This is a genomic window from Pantoea sp. M_9 (assembly GCF_008631385.1).
In the GTDB taxonomy this organism is placed as follows: Bacteria; Pseudomonadota; Gammaproteobacteria; order Enterobacterales; family Enterobacteriaceae; genus Pantoea; species Pantoea eucrina.
On the sequence record NZ_VWUF01000006.1, the window covers coordinates 52,367 to 71,251 of the forward strand.

The window sequence follows — 18,885 nt, forward strand, 5'->3', positions numbered from 1 at the left end:
CCGTAATTACTGCCCGATTGCAGCATCGATTGATCGCGGATAAAAAACCGGAGGCAAAAAAAGGGGCGCCGTGGCGCCCCTGAGGAGGAGTTGCTATTTACTGCCGAACATATCTTTGATCCAGCCCGCCACGCCGTCAGAATCCTTTTGCTCATTCTGCTGCTGCTGGGGCTGTTGCTGCTGCTCAGACTGCTGCTGCTGTTGCTGCTGCTGGAACACCTGCTGCTGCTCCATCTGCTGCTGGCAGAGTGCGGCCGGATCCAGCGTCCAGACCGGCAGTGAACGCCAGGTACTGCTGCCGGATCCGCAGACGAAGTTACCCGCAGAATCAACGTTCATCTGCGTGATATCCTCCGGCGGCGTCAGGACCAGCGGCATCGGCGCCTGATTATCGAGATAGCGACGGTAAATCTGCATTGCACCGCTGGAACCATAGAGTTTCGACGTCTGGTTGTTATCACGTCCGACCCAGGTAATCGCCACTTCTTTACCGTCAACACCGGCAAACCAGCTGTCGATCAGATCGTTGGTGGTCCCGGTTTTACCCGCCAGGTGCGCTTTCGGATAGCGTGCGCCCAGGGCATGGGCGGTACCGCGTTCCGCCACCTGCTGCATGGTATAGAGCGTCAGATAGGCCGCCTGAGCAGGCTCCACGCGCTGCGCCTGCGGGAAGCTCTGGAACAGCACCGAGCCATCTTCAGCGATAACCGAACGCACCGCCGACAGCTCAGCCCGGTTGCCGCCGCTGGCGATCGACTGGAACGCCTGCGCCACTTCCACCGGCGTCAGGTTCAGCGCGCCCAGCAGCATCGCCGGCACCGGATGCAGCTGATCTTTCGACACGCCCAGTTTATTCCAGGTATCCACTACCGCATCCAGCCCCAGCGTCATGCCCAGATTAACCGTTGGCACGTTCATGGAGTTAGTCAGCGCATCCACCAGCATCACCTTGCCGCTGAAACGACGATCGTCGTTCATTGGCTTCCAGACGCTGCCGTTGGGCTGCTTCAGCGCAATCGGTTCATCCGCGATCCAGCTGTTCAGCCGGTAGCTGTTGGGCTGACTCAGCGCGGTCAGATAGGTAGCCGGTTTCGCCAGCGAGCCGATAGAGCGGCGCGCCTGCAGCGCGCGGTTATAGCCGGCAAACTGCGGATCGGAACCGCCCACCATGGCACGCACTTCACCGCTGAAGCGGTCTACCACCACCATGGCGGTTTCCAGATCTTTCAGCCCGCGCTGTTTCTTCAGCGTGGGGATCCCCTCTTCTACCGCCTTTTCCGCCGCGTCCTGTGAAACCGGATCGAGCGTGGTGAAAATTTTCACGCCCGAGAGATCTTTCACCTTGTCGCCCAGCTTCGCCTGCAGCTCATTACGCACTATCTGCATAAAGGCGGGCTGCGGGGTGATCACGCCGCCTTTTGGCTGTACGCCCAGCGGACGCGCCGAGAGCATGTCATATAGCTCCTGGTCGATCACCTGCTGCTGCTGCAGCAGACGCAGTACCAGATTACGTCGTTCCAGCGCCAGCTTTGGATTCCGCCACGGGTTATAGAGCGAGGCACCTTTTACCATTCCGACCAGCATCGCCTGCTGATCGAGGCTGAGCTCATCAACCGGGCGCCCGAAATAGTAGAGGCTGGCCAGCGGGAAGCCGCGGATCTGATCGTTACCGGCCTGACCGAGATAGACCTCATTGAGGTAGAGCTCAAGGATGCGATCTTTGCTGTAACGCGCATCCATGATCACCGCCATATAGGCCTCACGTGCTTTACGCCACAGTGAACGCTCATTGGTCAGGAACAGGTTTTTAACCAGCTGCTGCGTCAGCGTACTGCCGCCCTGTACCGCTTTTCCGGCGGTGATGTTGGCCAGAAATGCACGGCCGATTGAGTAAGGGCTGATCCCGTCATGCTCATAGAAGTGACGATCTTCGGTCGCGATCAGCGTATCGACCAGCAGATCCGGGAAGCCGGCACGCGGCACAAACAGACGCTGTTCGCCGTTAGGCGACTGCAGCATGGTGATCAGGCGCGGATCGAGACGGAAGAAACCGAAGTCGCGCCCGGTATCGAGATTTTTAATACTGGAAAGCTCATCGTTGCTGAAGGTCAGACGCGCGTTGATCTGTCCCTCTTTGCTGTCAGGAAAATCAAACGGCCGGCGCAGCAGATCGATGGTATTGCCTTTGACGCTGAACTCGCCCGGACGCGTAATGCGCGACACTTCGCGATACTGCGTGCCTTCCAGCAGCGCAATCATCTCTTTCTTATCATAGGCCATGCCAGGCTCAAGGCTGACCATGCGCCCGTAGACGGCGGCAGGCAGCTGCCAGACTTTGCCATCAATACGGCTGCGGATCTCAGAGTCGAGATAGACGCCCCAGGCCGCCATCACAACAACAACAACGAGGAAGAGCTTAATAAGCCAGCCTAACCAGCGGCGTTTGCCGCGCTGCGGGCCTTTACCCCTTCCTTTACTTTTCGGTGGCACCGGAGCGCTCTCCTCATAATCTTCATCAATATCAGTTTGCCCGATGTGGCCATCAGGCTCTTTGCGGTGCCCGCGCCGCGCGGTCGTGCGCGGCGGCTTTGGCGCTTTTCCTTTGCGCCCAATAGGTTCGCGATCGTTCCCAGACATACTCTCTTCTCTCCAGGCATAGCGGTAGCTGCGGCCGTTACTCTAACTGCTTTCTCCCGCGGCGCATGGCAGAACCCTCTGAATCCGATCCACAGGGTTACGGGGAAAACTTTTTGGTGCGCCTTGTTGGCAGGGCGCTGGCCGGATCGTCCGGCCATGGATGTTTGGGGTAGCGCCCTTTCATCTCTTTCTGCACCTCGGGATACGCGCCGCGCCAGAACGCCGCCAGATCGCGGGTGATCTGCAGCGGACGATGCGCCGGTGACAGCAGCTCCAGCACCAGCGGCACGCGGCCCTCAGCGATAGCCGGATTCTGCGCCTCGCCAAACATCTCCTGCAGGCGAACGGCCAGCGCGGGCGGATTCTCTGCGTGATAGCGGATGGGCAGGCGGCTCCCGGTCGGCACAGTGTAGTGAGTTGGCAGCGCACTATCCAGCCGCTGACGTTGCGACCATGTCAGCAAATGTAATAATGCCCGGCTGAGGTTAACGCCCTGCAGCCCTTTCAGATCGCGCACGCCCGCCATCTCAGGCAGTAACCAGCTTTCCAGTGTATCAAGCAATGCCGTATCGTCCAGCGGCGGCCACCCCTCTTCCGGCAACCACTGCGTTGCGCACTGCAGGCGCAGGCGCAGCTGCTCCGCTTCCGGCGTCCAGCCCAGCACCGACAATCCCTTTTCGCGTATCCAGCGCAGCATGGCGGGATGCAGGATCTCAGCGTCTGGCCGCGCCTGCGGCTGCGCGCTGAGCACCAGCTCGCCCAGCAGTTCGCGTTTCCAGGCGCGCAGCGTGCCTCTCTCCTCGTCCCACTCCACGTCAACCCGGCGGGTAATAAGCTGTGGCAGCGCCGCCCGCAGCGCCGCCAGGTCCACCGGCAGCGCCAGCAGCATGCGTGCGTCCGCCGCGCCAGCCCCCTGCAGCAGCGCAGGCGCAATCAGGGCGGGATAGCGACTAAGGCCGTGATCCTCATCCAGCATGGCACCGAGACCGTTTGCCAGCTGATAGCGTGCACTCTCGCCGCGCCGCTGTGCAATGCGGTCGGCAAAGCCTGCCGCCAGCAGCAGCGGAATGCGATCGGCATCTACCCATCCGCCGCTGGCGCGCAGACGCTGCTGCCACTGACGCGCCCGCCGCTGCCACTGCGGCTGGGGGTGGTTCAGCGCGTCACGCAAATCGACGCTGCCGCCGCGCGGCGGATCTTCGAGAATGGCCACCAGCAGCGCCGCGCTGGCAATGGCATCGCTCTCCTCACCCGCCGCGCAGAGTATGGCCGCAAGACGCGGATCGCTGCCGAGCCGCGCCATTTTCCGGCCGGTGGCGTTAAGCCGACCGGCGCTGTCCAGCGCGCCCAGCTGATGCAGCAGCGCGTCAGCCGCCTGCAGGTTGCGGGCCGGCGGCAGGTCAAGCCACTGCAGCTGCGCTACCGTGCTACAGCCCCACTGCAGCAGCTCCAGCCGCAGACCGGCGAGATCGCTGCTTAAGATCTCTGCGTCACTCTGCGCCGGCGCGCGCAGCGCCTGCTCCTCTGCCAGCAGATGCAGGCAGATACCCGGCTCCAGCCGGCCGGCACGACCGGCACGCTGCGTCATGGATGCCTGACTGATACGCTGCGTTTGCAGCCGGGTGACGCCGCTGCGGGCATCAAACTGCGCGACCCGCTCCAGCGCGCTATCGACCACCAGTCGGATCCCCTCAATGGTCAGGCTGGTCTCCGCAATGTTCGTAGCGAGCACGACCTTCCGGCGGCCGGCGGCAGCAGGCAGAATGGCGCGCCGCTGCGCCTCCAGCGGCAGCGCGCCGTAGAGCGAAGCCAGATCGATATCGTCCCCCACCCGTGCGCTCAGCTCCCGCCTGACACGCTCAATCTCCGCCACGCCCGGCAGAAACAGCAGCAGCGAGCCGTGCTCCTCGCGCAGCAGCTGGGCAACCTCGCGCGCCACCGCCTCCTCAAAACGCGTCTGCGGATTGAGGCTGGCATAGCGGCGCGCGACCGGATAACTGCGTCCGGCCGATACAACGGCCGGCGCAGCGGGCAGCAGCGCCTGCAGACGCTGATTATCCAGCGTGGCGGACATCAGCAGCAGCTTCAGGTCATCGCGCAGCCCCTGCTGCACATCCATCAGCAGCGCCAGTGCCAGATCGGCCTGCAGGCTGCGCTCATGAAACTCATCGAGGATCACCAGCGCTACGCCCTCCAGCATGGGATCGCGCTGCAGCATGCGCGTCAGGATCCCTTCGGTGACCACTTCGAGCCGGGTATGCGCACCGACGCAGCTCTCACCGCGCAGCCGGTAACCCACGGTTTCGCCCGGCGGCTCGCCAAGCTGCTCCGCCAGCCGCTGAGCCACATTGCGCGCCGCCAGACGACGCGGTTCCAGCATAATAATACGCCCCGGCAGCGACGCCTGCTGCAGCAGCTGCAGCGGCAGCCAGGTCGATTTTCCTGCGCCGGTAGGGGCCGCCAGCAGCACCTGGGGCGAATGCTCCAGCGCCGTCAGCAGCGCAGGCAATACCTCGCTGACCGGTAATTCACTCACGCTCTTCTCCTGCTCTGCCTGTGCTAATATGGCGCGCATTGTACACCACCCGGCGCAGATCACCGGAGCACGCTTATGACCACACAACGCCTGTTTTTTGCTCTTGAACTGCCTGCTCCGCTTCAGCAGCAGCTGGTGCAGTGGCGGGCGGATAATTTTGCCGCTGAGGCGGGTACGCCGGTTGCAGCGGCTAACCTGCATCTGACGCTGGCGTTTCTGGGTGAGGTGAGCCGCGAGACGCAGGAGAGCCTGCACCAGCTCGCCGCGCGTATTAGCCAGCCCGCTTTTACGCTTGATCTGGATGATGCCGGACACTGGCCGCGCCCCGGCGTGGTATGGCTCGGCTGCCGCCGCGCACCGCGCGGACTGCTGCAGCTGGCGTCGCTGCTGCGCGCTCAGGCGGCACGACACGGCTGCGCGCAGAGCGCACAGCCTTTTCATCCGCACGTCACCCTGCTGCGTCACGTCACACAGCGCATTGCGCTGCCGCCGCGCGGGTTTCACTGGCAGATGGAGGCGACCCGGTTTGCGCTCTGTTCATCGCTCTTTTCCCGCGGCCGCACGCGCTACAAAACCGTGGCGCGCTGGCCGCTCACTTCAGCCTGAGGATCCACCATGCAGTTTACCCCGCCGCTCAAGCCGGCTCGTCTGGTGGCGCGCTACAAGCGCTTTCTGGCTGACATCGTGACGCCTGAGGGCGACCTGCTGACCATCCACTGCGCCAACACCGGCGCCATGACCGGCTGCGCCACGCCCGGCGACACGGTGTGGTACTCCACGCCAGCCAGCACAACGCGCAAATATCCGCACAGCTGGGAGCTGACAGAGACGCAGGCGGGCCACTGGATCTGCGTCAATACGCTGCGCGCTAACCAGCTGGTGCAGGAGGCGCTGCAGCAGCAGCGTATTCCGGAATTATCCGGTTACACCCACTGCCGCAGCGAAGTGAAATATGGCACGGAAAAAAGCCGAATTGATTTCCTTCTGCAGGCAGAGGGCAGATCAAACTGCTATATTGAAGTCAAATCCGTCACCCTTTTACAGAATGGTAAAGGCTACTTTCCGGATGCGGTGACGGTCCGCGGACAGAAGCATCTGCGCGAACTCAGTGCAATCGCGGCAGAAGGTCATCGGGCCGTTTTGTTGTTTGCTGTTCTGCACACGGGGATTGAGGACGTTTCCCCGGCGCGCCATATCGACGCGCACTACGCAGAACTACTGGTACAGGCACAGCGCCGTGGCGTAGAAGTGTTTGCGTATCAGGCCACGCTTTCTCCTGAGCAGATGCAGCTCTCCCGACCGCTGCCGGTGGCAGCCTGCGCTGAGCTGTCATAATAGTGGCGATAAACTGTGTCAGGATGGAGCCGGAGGCGCGCTAAATACGCTTTTACTCACAGGCTTGTCAAGGTGTGTTCAGGAATAATTGCCAACCTTGATTGCTTCTGCTATTTATAGCGGCCTGTTTTTTTTCCCCTGATGGGAATCGATAAACCCAGAGCAGACAGGCCAGCCGTGCGGCAATCCCGCCGGGCAGTCTGAATCGCAACGGGTAGTGCGTGTTATCCAGGAGAAACAACATGCAAGAAGGGCAAAACCGTAAAACATCGTCCCTGAGTATCCTCGCCATCGCAGGTGTGGAGCCGTATCAGGAGAAACCGGGCGAAGAGTATATGAACGACGCCCAGCTAGGCCACTTCCGCAAGATTCTGGAAGCCTGGCGCAACCAACTCAGGGATGAAGTAGACCGTACTGTGTCACACATGCAGGACGAAGCTGCTAACTTCCCCGATCCGGTTGACCGCGCAGCGCAGGAAGAGGAGTTCAGCCTGGAACTGCGTAACCGCGATCGCGAGCGTAAGCTGATTAAGAAGATCGAGAAGACGCTGAAAAAAGTGGAAGATGACGACTTCGGCTACTGCGAATCCTGCGGTGTTGAAATCGGTATTCGCCGTCTGGAAGCGCGTCCGACTGCCGATCTTTGCATTGACTGCAAAACGCTGGCTGAGATCCGCGAGAAGCAGATGGCTGGCTGATGTCCATCCGCCTGTTCTCACCGCACAGCAGGGAAAATCAATCTTTCCCCGCCGTGCGGTGTATCTTCCAGTGACACCCTCTGCTATGTCCTCCTGTACTGGTCGTTTCGCCCCTTCGCCCTCCGGCGATCTTCATTTTGGTTCCCTGATTGCTGCACTCGGCAGCTACCTCAGCGCGCGCGCGCAGCAGGGCCGCTGGCTGGTGCGTATTGAAGATATCGATCCGCCGCGTGAAGTGCCGGGGGCTGCCATGCGCATTCTGCAGCAGCTGGAGCATTACGGGCTGGAGTGGGATGGTGAAGTGATGTGGCAGTCACAGCGGCATGAGGCATATCGGGCAGCGCTGGCCTGGCTAAGAACACATCGCCAGAGCTATTTCTGCACCTGCAGCCGCCGGCGTATTCAGCAGCTGGGTGGGTATTACGATGGTTACTGTCGCGATCGTCAGCTCCCGCCGGATAATGCGGCGCTGCGCCTGCGCCAGCATGCGCCGGTCCGGCATTTTACCGATCGGCTGCGCGGGGAGCTGCGGGCAGATCCGCAGCTGGCGGAAGAGGATTTTATTATCCATCGCCGGGACGGGCTGTTCGCCTATAACCTGGCGGTGGTGGTCGACGATCATGACCAGGGCGTTACCGAAATTGTGCGCGGCGCGGATTTAATCGCCCCGACGGTGCGCCAGATCGCGCTCTGGCAGCAGTTTGGCTGGACGCCGCCGGCATACCTGCATCTGCCGCTGGCAATCGCCGCTGACGGCAATAAACTCTCCAAGCAGAATCACGCTCCTGCCCTGCCCGCTGGCGATCCGCGTCCGCTGCTGGTGCAGGCGCTGCGCTTTCTCGGACAGCCGGCAGAAGAAGGCTGGCAGGATAGCCCGCTGGCGTCGCTGCTGAGCCAGGCCGTTACGCGCTGGGCGCCGGCGCAGATCCCGTTACATAACGCGCTAAAGCCGGATGAAATGACAACGTCATTCCTAAATGGTTCGCAACAGGCTATGATTAGCCGCTGATTTTATTACCACCCATTTTTTGTCACTGTCGAGGTGTCCCATTTTTACCCGAGTCGCTAATTTTTGCCGGAGAGTCCTCAAGCGTGACGAGGAGGTGCCTGAAGAGGTGGAAGCTGAAAACCAGATGACCATCATTCCCCGGGAAAACCATAACATCTCACGCAAAGATATCAGCGAAAACGCCCTTAAGGTGCTCTATCGCCTGAATAAAGCAGGCTTTGAAGCTTACCTGGTCGGCGGTGGCGTGCGCGACCTGCTGCTGGGCAAAAAGCCGAAAGATTTCGACGTGACGACCAATGCCACGCCTGAGCAGATGCGCAAACTGTTCCGCAACTGCCGTCTGGTTGGCCGCCGTTTCCGTCTGGCACACGTGATGTTTGGGCCGGAAGTGATTGAGGTGGCGACGTTCCGTGGACACCATCAGGAAGAGAGCGAAGACGATCGCAACAGCTCGCAGCGCGGCCAGAACGGCATGCTGCTGCGCGATAATATTTTTGGCAGCATCGAAGATGATGCGCAGCGCCGCGATCTCACCATCAACAGCCTCTACTACAGCGTGGCGGATTTTACGGTCCGTGACTATGTGGGTGGCCTGCAGGATCTGCAGGAGGGCGTGGTACGCCTGATTGGCGATCCGGAGACGCGCTACCGTGAAGATCCGGTACGCATGCTGCGCGTGGTGCGCTTTGCCGCCAAGCTCAATATGCAGATTGCGCCGGAAACCGCCGAGCCGATCCCGCGCCTGGCGACGCTGCTGAATGACGTTCCGCCCGCCCGCCTGTTTGAAGAGGCGCTGAAGCTGCTGCAGGCTGGCTATGGCTACCGTACCTGGCAGATGCTGTGTGAATATCAGCTCTTCCAGCCGCTGTTCCCGACGCTGGCGCGCCATTTTACCGAGCACGGCGACAGCATGATGGAACGCATGCTGGCGCAGGTGCTGAAAAACACCGATACCCGCCTGCACAACGATTTGCGTGTCAATCCGGCGTTTCTGTTTGCCGCGATGTTCTGGTATCCGCAGCTGGAATCCGCTGAGCGTATCGCGCAGGAGAGCGGCCTGACCTACTATGACGCTTTTGCACTCTCCATGAACGATACGCTGGACGAGGCGTGCCGCGCGCTGGCGATCCCGAAACGTATTACCACCCTGGTCCGCGATATCTGGCAGCTGCAGCTGCGTATGTCGCGTCGCCACGGCAAACGCGCATGGAAGCTGATGGAGCATCCGAAATTCCGCGCCGCTTACGATCTGCTGGCGCTGCGTGCTGAAGTGGAAAAGAATCCGGAGCTGCAGCGTCTCAGCCAGTGGTGGGGTGAATTCCAGGCCGCCGTTCCGGTTCAGCAGAAAACCATGCTGAACACGCTGGGTGACGATCCGCAGCCGCGCCGTAAACCGCGCCGCCCGCGCCGCCGCTCCACCGGTCCGCGTCGCGAACAGGGTAACAGCAGCAGCGCATCATGAATCGCGTCTATCTCGCCCTGGGCAGTAACCTTGCCGATCCGCTGCATCAGATTGATGCAGCGCTCGCGGCGCTCGATACGCTGCCGGAGACCTCCCGCGTGGCGACTTCATCATTCTATCGCACGCCGCCCTATGGTCCGACCGATCAGCCTGACTACCTGAACGCGGTAGTGGCACTCGATACAGCGCTGCTGCCCGAGACGCTGCTGGATCACACCCAGCATATTGAGCTGGAACATGGCCGCGTGCGTAAAGCCGAGCGCTGGGGGCCACGTACGCTCGATATCGATATCATGCTGTTTGGTAATCAGGTGATCCATACGCCGCGTTTAACCGTACCGCACTATGATATGCACAACCGGGCATTTATGCTGCTGCCGCTGCTGGAGGTTGCGCCGGGTCTGCGCCTGCCCGATGGGCGGCCGCTGAGTGGCGTGCTCGCCACGCTGGACTGCAGTGAAATCACCCTCTGGTCTGTCTGAACCGCGATAATTTTCTGCCGGTCATATCCGCCCTGCAATCAATCCAGTACACTGCGCGCATCAGAAACGCCGGAGATTGCGATGAAACCAACCACTATCTCTCATCTGCGCCAGCTGAAAGCCAGCGGGCGCCGCTTTGCCACCCTTACCGCGTATGATTTCAGCTTTGCCCGCCTGTTTGCCGATGAAGGCATTCAGGTGATGCTGATTGGCGATTCACTGGGTATGACGGTGCAGGGGCATGACTCCACGCTGCCGGTCACGGTGGCTGATATCGCCTATCATACTGCCGCCGTGCGCCGTGGCGCGCCGCAGGCGCTGATCATGGCTGACCTGCCGTTTATGAGCTATGCCACCCCGGAGCAGACTTTTGCCACTGCCGCGCAGCTGATGCGCGCCGGTGCCAACATGGTGAAACTGGAAGGGGGTGCGTGGCTGGCGGAGAGCGTACGCATGCTGACCGAGCGCGCCGTGCCGGTCTGCGGTCATCTTGGCCTGACGCCGCAGTCGGTCAATATCTTTGGCGGTTACAAAGTGCAGGGCCGGGATGAGGCGGACGCGGAACGCCTGCTGGCCGACGCCCTGGCGCTGGAAGCCGCTGGCGCACAGCTGATGGTGCTGGAGTGCGTGCCGGTCGCGCTGGCGGCGCGCATCACCCAGGCGCTGACCATTCCGGTGATCGGCATCGGCGCAGGTAACGTCACCGATGGCCAGATTCTGGTGATGCATGACGCCTTTGGCATCACCGGTGGCCACATTCCAAAATTTGCCAAAAATTTCCTCGCCGAAACCGGCGACATTCGCGCGGCAATTCGCCAGTATATTGCCGACGTTGAGGCAGGCACCTACCCTGCCGCCGAACACAGCTTCTTCTGAATCCGGAGATTTATCGTGTTGATCATTGAAACGCTGCCGATGCTGCGCCGCGAGATCCGTCGCTGGCGCCAGGCAGGCAAACGTATCGCCCTGGTGCCCACGATGGGCAATCTGCATGATGGCCACCTGACGCTGGTTGATGAAGCGCGCCAGCGGGCTGATGTGGTCGTGGTTTCGGTGTTTGTTAATCCGATGCAGTTTGACCGCGCGGATGACCTTGCACGCTATCCGCGCACGCTGCAGGACGATTGTGAAAAGCTTAACCGTCACGGTGTGGATGTGGTGTTTGCACCGGCACCGCAGGCGATCTATCCGCAGGGTACAGAGAACCAGACGTTTGTTGAGGTGCCGGTGCTCTCTGCGCTGCTGGAGGGTGCCAGCCGGCCCGGCCACTTCCGCGGGGTCGCCACGGTCGTCAGCAAACTGTTCAACCTGGTACAGCCTGACGTCGCCTGTTTTGGCGAAAAGGATTTTCAGCAGCTGGCGATCATACGCAAACTGGTTGCGGATATGGGCTTTGATATCGACATCGTTGGCGTGCCCACCGTGCGGGCGAAAGATGGGCTGGCGCTGAGTTCGCGCAATGGCTATCTTACTGCCGATGAACGCAGGCTGGCACCGGGCCTGAGCCAGGTCATGCAGAGTATGGCGGAGCGCCTCAGCAACGGCGAACGCCACATTGATGAGATTATTGAACAGGCGAACGCCGCGCTGCAGGAAAAGGGGTTTCGTCCTGACGGGCTGGCGATCTGCGATGCCGTTACGCTGCAGCCGCTGACGGTGGAGAGCCAGCGCGCGGTGATCCTGATGGCCGCCTGGCTGGGCAACGCGCGTCTGATTGATAATCAGCAAGTGGATCTGATGGCGTAAGCCGTCGTTTAAACAGCACCTTAAGGGTATACCGCGATGATTCGTACTGTTCTGCAGGGCAAACTGCACCGCGTCAAAGTCACGCAGGCCGATCTGCACTATGAAGGCTCCTGCGCGATCGATCAGGATTTCCTGGATGCCGCCGGCATTCTGCAATATGAAGCGATCGATATTTATAACGTGACCAACGGCCAGCGTTTCTCCACCTACGCCATCGCCGCCGAGCGGGGATCAAAAATTATTTCCGTAAACGGTGCTGCCGCGCGCTGCGCCTGTGCAGGAGACATCATGATTATCTGCTCTTACGTGCAGGTAGAGGATGAAGTGGCGCGCAGCTGGCAGCCAAAGGTGGCCTATTTTGAGGGCGATAATGAGATGAAACGTCTTGCCCGGGCGCTGCCGGTTCAGGTTGCGTAGCGTTCAGCCATATTGCGCTGAGCTGCCGGAAACACCAGGGGCGCCCTTCCGGCGCCCCTGTTTATTTTCCCGCTAAATAAGATTCAGGTGCGTAAGCCGCGACCGCGCTGGATCAGCATATACACCAGCACATAAAACACCACGATAAACGCTAACAGCACCGACAGCGTAAACACCAGCGGCACATCGTTAATGCCGAGGAAGCCGTACCGGAAGCCGCTGATCATATACACCACCGGATTCAGCTTCGAAACTGCCTGCCAGAAGGGCGGCAGCAGCGCCAGCGAATAGAAAACCCCGCCCAGATAAGTCAGCGGCGTCAGCACAAAGGTCGGGATCAGGCTGATATCATCAAACGTGCGGGCGAACACCGCGTTGAGCAGACCCGCCAGCGAAAAGAGCACCGCGGTCAGCAGCAGAGTGATGGCAACCATTGGCCAGGAGAAAACGTGGAACGGCACAAAGAAGAGCGAGACCGCCGTTACCAGGATCCCCACGCAGACGCCACGCGCCACGCCGCCGCCAACATAGCCGGCAATGATGATGTGGGTCGGCACCGGTGCCACCAGCAGCTCTTCAATATTGCGCTGGAATTTTGCGCTGAAAAACGAGGAGGCGACGTTAGCATAGGCGTTGGTGATCACCGACATCATAATCAGGCCCGGCACGATAAACTGCATATAGCTGAAGCCGTGCATGTCGCCAATGCGTGAACCAATCAGGTTACCGAAAATAATAAAGTAGAGCGTCATGGTGATCACCGGCGGAACCAGCGTCTGGATCCAGATACGCGCAAACCGGTTAATCTCTTTGCTCCAGATACTCTTTAACGCGACCCAATAAAGATGCGTCATGCTCTGCCTCCTGCTTTACCCTGTGTCAGTCCTACAAACAGCTCTTCCAGCCGGTTCGCCTTATTACGCATGCTCAGCACCTGCACGCCCTGCGCGCTCAGCTGACTGAATACGCTGTTAAGCCCCTGCTCGCGCATCACTTCCACTTCCAGCGTCGAGGTATCCACCAGGCGATACTGAAAGCCCTCAAGCTGCGGCAGCGCGCTGCGCGGGGCAAGATCGAGAATAAAGGTTTCCGATTTCAGTTTAGAGAGCAGGCCTTTTATAGAGGTATTCTCCACCAGCTCGCCGCTCTGAATAATGCCGATATTGCGACACAGCATCTCCGCCTCTTCCAGATAGTGCGTGGTGAGGATAATCGTGGTGCCTTTCGCATTTAGCTCTTTCAGAAACACCCACATTGAGCGGCGCAGCTCAATATCCACACCGGCCGTTGGCTCATCCAGAATCAGCAGCTTGGGCTCATGCATCAGCGCACGCGCAATCATCAGGCGGCGCTTCATACCGCCTGAAAGCATGCGGGCGCGCTCATTACGTTTGCCCCACAGATCGAGCTGGTTAAGATACTTCTCCGCACGCTTGTTCGCCTCTGCCCGTTCCACGCCGTAATAGCCCGCCTGGTTTACGACGATCTGCATCACGGTTTCAAACGGGTTAAAGTTGAACTCCTGCGGCACCAGCCCGAGCTGGCGCTTGGCATTGACCACATCTTTTTGCAGGTCGTAACCAAATACCCGAACGCTGCCGCCAGATTTATTGACCAGCGAGCTGATAATCCCGATGGTGGTCGATTTGCCGGCGCCGTTTGGTCCCAGCAGAGCGTAAAAATCGCCCGCCTCTACGTTCAGATCGAGACCTTTCAGCGCCTGTACGCCGCCGGGATAGGTCTTGGTCAGCCCGGAAAGTTCCAGTGCATAAGTCATTGCGAGTCCATATCCTGTTGTTGTGACATCAAAGCCTGATGAAAATGATAGTGCGCCCGCGCCAGACGTGCGGCGAATTCAGCAGAATTTATGTTGAAATCAGACGTGGTGCGCCTGCGGGGAGCGCATGACGCGCTGTATCGTGCAGAAAAGTGCATCAGGCCCGCAAGTCAGTCACTTACGGGCGGCTGATTCTATCCCGGAACGGCCAAAATGACCCAGGTAGATTGTGCGGTTATGCGTCCAGCATGGTGACTTTGCCGATATAGGGCAGATGACGATAGCGCTGCGCGTAGTCAATGCCAAAGCCCACAACAAACTCATCGGGAATGGTAAAGCCGACATATTCGACCGGCACCTCAACTTCACGACGCTCGGGTTTATCCAGCAGCGTGCAGATGGCCAGCGATTTTGGCTCACGCAGGCGCAGGATCTCGCGCACTTTGCTCAGCGTGTTGCCGGAGTCGATGATATCTTCCACAATCAGCACATCTTTACCGCGAATATCTTCATCGAGATCTTTCAGAATTTTGACGTCGCGTGACGAAGACATGCCGCTGCCGTAGCTGGAAGCGGTCATAAAGTCGACCTCATGCGGAACATCAATTTCCCGGCAGAGATCGGCCATAAACATAAAGGAGCCGCGCAGCAGACCAACCAGCACCATCTCGCTGCCGCTGTCGCGGTAGGCTTCACTGATCTGTTTGCCCAGCTCGGCAATACGGGTTGCAATCTCCTCACGAGAGATCATCACATCAACGGTGTGTTTCATTGCGTTCGCCTGGTTAAGGTTTTCAGAAAGCTCTGCAGTCTATCACAATGCGCCTGATGGCTAACCGCACCCGCAAAACGCAAACGATTACGTAGCAAAATTTCCCGCGATGGCATTAACTCTATAGCAGGGTTTACGCGCTTTATCCTGATTCAGCCGGAGCTGCTATGGCAAACTCATCCCGCAATAAAGAACCTTCCGATCGGCATACGCTGCATCCGGAAACGCAGATGCTTAATTACGGTTACGATCCGCGACTGTCAGAAGGTGCGGTAAAACCGCCGGTGTTTCTTACCTCAACCTTTGTTTTCAACAGTGCCGAAGAGGGCAAAGATTTCTTTGATTATGTATCGGGTCGCCGTCAGCCGCCTGCTGGCCAGAGCGGCGGGCTGGTCTATTCACGCTTTAACCATCCCAACAGCGAAATCGTTGAAGATCGCCTGGCGATCTATGAAGGCGCTGAGAGCGCGGTGCTCTTCTCTTCCGGTATGTCAGCCATTGCCACTACGCTGCTCGCATTTGCGCGGCCGGGCGAGGTGATCCTGCATTCGCAGCCGCTGTATGGCGGCACAGAAACGCTGCTGAGCAAGACGCTGCACGATCTGGAAATCAAAGCCGTGGGGTTCAGCGAGGGGACGGATGAAGATAAGGTTTATGAGGCGGCAAAGCTGGCGTGGCAGCGTGGCCGGGTCGCCCTGATCCTGATTGAGACGCCGGCCAACCCCACCAACAGTCTGGTAGATATCCGGCTTATTGCGCAGGTGGCGGATGTCATTGCACAGCAGCAGGGTTCGCGTCCGGTTATCGCCTGCGATAACACCCTGCTGGGGCCGCTGTTTCAGCATCCGCTGCAGCATGGCGCAGATATCTCGCTCTATTCGCTGACCAAGTATGTGGGCGGCCACTCCGATCTTATCGCCGGCGCCGCGCTGGGCAGCCGGACGCTGATGAAATCTGTGCGCGCGCTACGCAGCGCGATCGGCACGCAGCTCGATCCGCACTCAAGCTGGATGATTGGCCGTTCGCTGGAGACGCTGGCGCTGCGCATGGAGAAAGCCGCCGCAAATGCGGAACGGGTCGCCGCTTTTCTGCGCGATCGGCCTCAGGTCGCAGCGCTGTTCTGGCTGCCCTATCTTGACGCCCAGAGTACGGCCGGTGAAACGTACCGGCGCCAGTGCAGCGGCGCCGGCTCGACCTTCTCTTTTGATATTCAGGGCGGTGAGCCTGCGGCTTTCCGCTTTCTCAACGCGCTGACGCTGTTTAAGCTGGCGGTAAGCCTGGGCGGCACCGAGTCGCTCGCCAGCCATCCGGCCAGCACCACCCACTCTGGCGTGCCGCTGGCGGTACGTCAGCGCATTGGCATCAGCGACGCGACGGTACGCCTGTCGATCGGGATTGAGCATCCGGATGACCTGATTGCGGATATCAGTCAGGCGCTGGAGGCGGCTGACGGCGGCTGACGGCGATCGGCACAGATACCGCCCCTGCGTTCGTCTGGCCCCGCTATGCGACCGTGAAACCGAGCATCATGCCGGTATCTTCGTGCTCCAGCAGATGGCAGTGTGCCATATAGGCATGCTCCGCGCTGGCGGCATAGTCGAACCGCACCACAACCTCGCTGCGCCAGCCGTTGACGTTAACCATATCTTTCCAGCCGGCGCGATGCGCGGCGGGCGGCTTGCCGTTTTCTGACAGGATGCGGAACTGCGCACCGTGAATATGGAACGGATGCAGCATCGCATCGCCCTCGCCTGAAATCGTCCACTTCTCGGTTTTACCCAGCGGCACGGCAAACATCGGCTTCTGCATGTTAAACGCTTCGCCGTTGATCTTATTGCCGTGGTGGAAATCGTATGCGGCAGCGCCGTGCGCAGTGTGATTCATCGGCATCGCGCCATGTTCGCTATGATCCATCGGCATGGCATCGTGTCCGCTATGCGTCTCTGCCGCGCCGTGGTCTGCCGCGCCCGCCATCGCCTGATGGCCATAACGATCCATCAGCGCCTGCATCCCCTGCTTATCCAGCTGCGGATCCATCATCAGCTGCAGCCAGCGGTTCTGTACGCCCTCGCTGGCAGGCAGCGGCGGCAGATCCACCAGCGTGTCCGGCAGCGTCCCGCTCGCCATAATGCGCAGCGGCAGGATCTGCACCAGCGGCAGCGGCCGATCAAACGGCGGCAGCGTCATCCCCATCTGCGTCACCGGCAGCGTGACGATATCAAAAGGCTGCCCGTCAGAGGTATCGATCAGCACCTCAAAGCGCTCGCCCGGCAGCAGTGACAGCGACGTCACCTGTACCGGTTCAGCGAGCAGTCCGCCATCGCTGCCCACCACATAGACTGGTCGTTTATCACTGGTGGCGATCTCCAGCGAGCGGGCGTTACAGCCGTTAAGCAGCCGCAGGCGCAGCCAGCCGCGCGGCACGGCGTGCTGCGGATACTGCACGCCGTTGGTCAGCATCATATCGCCAAACCAGCCTACCGCCGCGCGCATCACATCCAGCTGATAATCGATATGCGTGCCGGCGCTGTTAAGCTGTTTATCCTGGAAAATCAGCGGTACGTCATCCGCTCCCCACTGCATCGGCAGCCGCAGCTTGCCGGACGCTTCGTCCTCCAGCAGCACCATTCCGGCTAATCCCTGCGCCACCTGATGACCGGTTTTGCCGTGCAGATGCGGATGAAACCAGCAGGTCGCCGCCGGCTGATCGGGGGTAAAGCTCACCTGACGCGTGGCACCGGGCGCGATAATCGCCTGCGGGCCGCCATCCACCTCGCCCGGGATCGCCAGGCCGTGCCAGTGCACGGTAGTCGCTTCCGGCAGCCGGTTATGAATATTGACCGTGACGCGCTTCTCCCGCTGCAGGCGCAGAACCGGTCCGAGCAGGCTGCCGTTATAGCCCCACGTCGGCACCGCTTTACCCTGCCACTGCGTGCTGCCCGTCATGGCGGTAAGGCTGTAGTGACCACGCGCATCAGGCTCCAGCAGCGCAGGGATCGGCAGCAGCGGCCGCGTAGCCGCCATCAGTGAGCGGCTCCATAGCGGCAGTGCGCCTGCCGCGCTGAGCGCTGCGGTCAGTTTGAGAAAAGAGCGACGTTGCATACGCATATCCTTGTGGTAAAGAGAGACCCAGCCTAAACCCTGCCCCTGCGGGAGGGTCAAGCGCCGGGCAGCAAAATAGTAGCCCGCTATTCGCCAGGGTAAAAGAAGCGGAATCCGGACGGTAACTGTGCTAACGTCAATGGATTGTCCTTTGCTGAGAACCATTATGACAAAAAGCATTAAGATCCTGCTGCTGGCGGGACTCTTTGGCTTCTCCACCAGCAGTTTTGCGCTGAGCGAGTCTGAAGCGGAAGATCTGGCTGACCTGACGGCGGTCTTTGTTTACCTGAAAAATGACTGCGGCTACCAGGCGCTGCCGGATGCACAAATCCGCAAAGCGCTGGTGTTTTTTGCCCAGCAGAACCGCTGGGATTTGAGCAATTACAGCAGCTACAACATGAAAGCGCTGGGCGAAGAGAGCTATAAAGATTTGAGTGGCATTGCCATCAATAACGATAAGAAGTGCAAATCGCTGGCGCGTGATTCACTGAGCCTGCTTGCCTACGTTAAGTAAGGATGCGTCATGTGGCGCGGTGCCGGTTATCTGCCCGCAATAAACTGCCGGTAAGCCGCGATCACCGCCAGAAAGTCATCCACGCCGCAGAATGAGAGACTCTCTTCATCATAGTAGGCCATGCCCTCTTCCAGTCCCTCATCCTCCAGCGCCAGCTGGTTAGCGCGGATCATCACCTCTTCCTCGTCCAGCCACAGCGTGTACTCATGTCCGATACGCTGCCACTGCTGATGGGTGCCTTTTACCGCACGCGCCGCCGCCTCTACTTCATCCAGCAGCCCGGCGTTGTCGCGAACCTCTTCATTAAACCAGTGGCCTACCGCTTCGTGATCCATCGACATGCGCACCCTGACCTGGCCGGTGATATCGCGTAAAAATTCATACTCCATTGGGTTACC

General features: G+C 60.0%; 18 protein-coding genes. 11 read left to right on the forward strand and 7 right to left on the reverse strand.

Annotated features, from left to right (window positions below; all coding sequences use genetic code 11):
• Positions 1–93: 93 nt before the first annotated feature.
• Together mrcB and hrpB are read right to left on the reverse strand one after the other, a co-directional pair.
• The gene (gene mrcB / locus F3I15_RS10990) at positions 94–2,637 is read right to left on the reverse strand and encodes a bifunctional glycosyl transferase/transpeptidase (RefSeq protein ID WP_150017933.1); all 2,544 of its coding nucleotides are present in this window, start codon (positions 2,635–2,637) and stop codon (positions 94–96) included.
• Between the two features lie 97 nt (positions 2,638–2,734).
• A complete protein-coding gene (hrpB, locus tag F3I15_RS10995; RefSeq protein ID WP_150017934.1) occupies positions 2,735–5,212 on the reverse strand; it encodes an ATP-dependent helicase HrpB in 2,478 nt (825 codons plus the stop codon).
• A 36-nt stretch (positions 5,213–5,248) separates the two neighbouring features.
• On the opposite strand from hrpB, the gene thpR reads away from it, so the two are divergent.
• From thpR to panD, 9 genes are all read left to right on the forward strand, one after another.
• Positions 5,249–5,779, forward strand: coding sequence for an RNA 2',3'-cyclic phosphodiesterase (thpR, locus tag F3I15_RS11000; RefSeq protein ID WP_150017935.1), 531 nt, complete (start codon positions 5,249–5,251; stop codon positions 5,777–5,779).
• Positions 5,780–5,788: 9 nt separating this feature from the next.
• A complete protein-coding gene (sfsA, locus tag F3I15_RS11005; RefSeq protein ID WP_150017936.1) occupies positions 5,789–6,508 on the forward strand; it encodes a DNA/RNA nuclease SfsA in 720 nt (239 codons plus the stop codon).
• A gap of 242 nt (positions 6,509–6,750) precedes the next feature.
• Positions 6,751–7,206, forward strand: coding sequence for an RNA polymerase-binding protein DksA (gene dksA, locus F3I15_RS11010; protein WP_039382663.1), 456 nt, complete (start codon positions 6,751–6,753; stop codon positions 7,204–7,206).
• 85 nt (positions 7,207–7,291) lie between these two features.
• Positions 7,292–8,215 carry a tRNA glutamyl-Q(34) synthetase GluQRS gene (gene gluQRS, locus F3I15_RS11015; protein WP_150017937.1) on the forward strand — a complete coding sequence of 308 codons (924 nt, stop codon included), beginning with the start codon at positions 7,292–7,294 and terminating at the stop codon, positions 8,213–8,215.
• Positions 8,216–8,255: 40 nt separating this feature from the next.
• Positions 8,256–9,677: a polynucleotide adenylyltransferase PcnB gene (gene pcnB, locus F3I15_RS11020; protein ID WP_223810708.1), complete on the forward strand. Its 1,422-nt coding sequence runs from the start codon at positions 8,256–8,258 to the stop codon at positions 9,675–9,677.
• Positions 9,674–10,159, forward strand: coding sequence for a 2-amino-4-hydroxy-6-hydroxymethyldihydropteridine diphosphokinase (gene folK, locus F3I15_RS11025; protein ID WP_150017939.1), 486 nt, complete (start codon positions 9,674–9,676; stop codon positions 10,157–10,159). The genes pcnB and folK overlap by 4 nt, the downstream gene beginning before the upstream one ends.
• Positions 10,160–10,240: 81 nt before the next feature.
• Positions 10,241–11,035, forward strand: coding sequence for a 3-methyl-2-oxobutanoate hydroxymethyltransferase (gene panB, locus F3I15_RS11030; RefSeq protein WP_150017940.1), 795 nt, complete (start codon positions 10,241–10,243; stop codon positions 11,033–11,035).
• Between the two features lie 15 nt (positions 11,036–11,050).
• Positions 11,051–11,905 (forward strand): pantoate--beta-alanine ligase, encoded by an 855-nt coding sequence (gene panC / locus F3I15_RS11035; RefSeq protein ID WP_150017941.1) that lies wholly within the window; start codon positions 11,051–11,053, stop codon positions 11,903–11,905.
• Between the two features lie 36 nt (positions 11,906–11,941).
• Positions 11,942–12,322: an aspartate 1-decarboxylase gene (gene panD, locus F3I15_RS11040; RefSeq protein ID WP_039382649.1), complete on the forward strand. Its 381-nt coding sequence runs from the start codon at positions 11,942–11,944 to the stop codon at positions 12,320–12,322.
• Between the two features lie 83 nt (positions 12,323–12,405).
• Here panD and F3I15_RS11045 read toward each other — a convergent pair whose 3' ends face one another.
• The 3 genes from F3I15_RS11045 to hpt all read right to left on the reverse strand — a co-directional run bounded on the left by F3I15_RS11045 (position 12,406) and on the right by hpt (position 14,871).
• Positions 12,406–13,176 (reverse strand): ABC transporter permease, encoded by a 771-nt coding sequence (locus F3I15_RS11045; protein WP_150017942.1) that lies wholly within the window; start codon positions 13,174–13,176, stop codon positions 12,406–12,408.
• Entirely contained in the window at positions 13,173–14,099 is a 927-nt protein-coding gene (locus F3I15_RS11050; protein WP_150017943.1) for an ABC transporter ATP-binding protein, read from the reverse strand. The genes F3I15_RS11045 and F3I15_RS11050 overlap by 4 nt, the downstream gene beginning before the upstream one ends.
• A gap of 235 nt (positions 14,100–14,334) precedes the next feature.
• Entirely contained in the window at positions 14,335–14,871 is a 537-nt protein-coding gene (gene hpt, locus F3I15_RS11055) for a hypoxanthine phosphoribosyltransferase (protein WP_039382640.1), read from the reverse strand.
• A 167-nt stretch (positions 14,872–15,038) separates the two neighbouring features.
• Between hpt and F3I15_RS11060 the strand changes: the two genes are divergently transcribed.
• On the forward strand, positions 15,039–16,331 hold the full coding sequence (locus F3I15_RS11060; RefSeq protein WP_150017944.1) for a cystathionine gamma-synthase family protein: 1,293 nt from the start codon (positions 15,039–15,041) through the stop codon (positions 16,329–16,331).
• Between the two features lie 43 nt (positions 16,332–16,374).
• Here F3I15_RS11060 and cueO read toward each other — a convergent pair whose 3' ends face one another.
• Entirely contained in the window at positions 16,375–17,973 is a 1,599-nt protein-coding gene (gene cueO, locus F3I15_RS11065; RefSeq protein WP_150017945.1) for a multicopper oxidase CueO, read from the reverse strand.
• 166 nt (positions 17,974–18,139) lie between these two features.
• On the opposite strand from cueO, the gene F3I15_RS11070 reads away from it, so the two are divergent.
• Positions 18,140–18,487, forward strand: coding sequence for a YacC family pilotin-like protein (locus F3I15_RS11070; RefSeq protein WP_039382635.1), 348 nt, complete (start codon positions 18,140–18,142; stop codon positions 18,485–18,487).
• Positions 18,488–18,513: 26 nt separating this feature from the next.
• Here F3I15_RS11070 and yacL read toward each other — a convergent pair whose 3' ends face one another.
• Positions 18,514–18,876, reverse strand: coding sequence for a protein YacL (gene yacL, locus F3I15_RS11075; RefSeq protein ID WP_039382633.1), 363 nt, complete (start codon positions 18,874–18,876; stop codon positions 18,514–18,516).
• Positions 18,877–18,885: the final 9 nt, after the last annotated feature.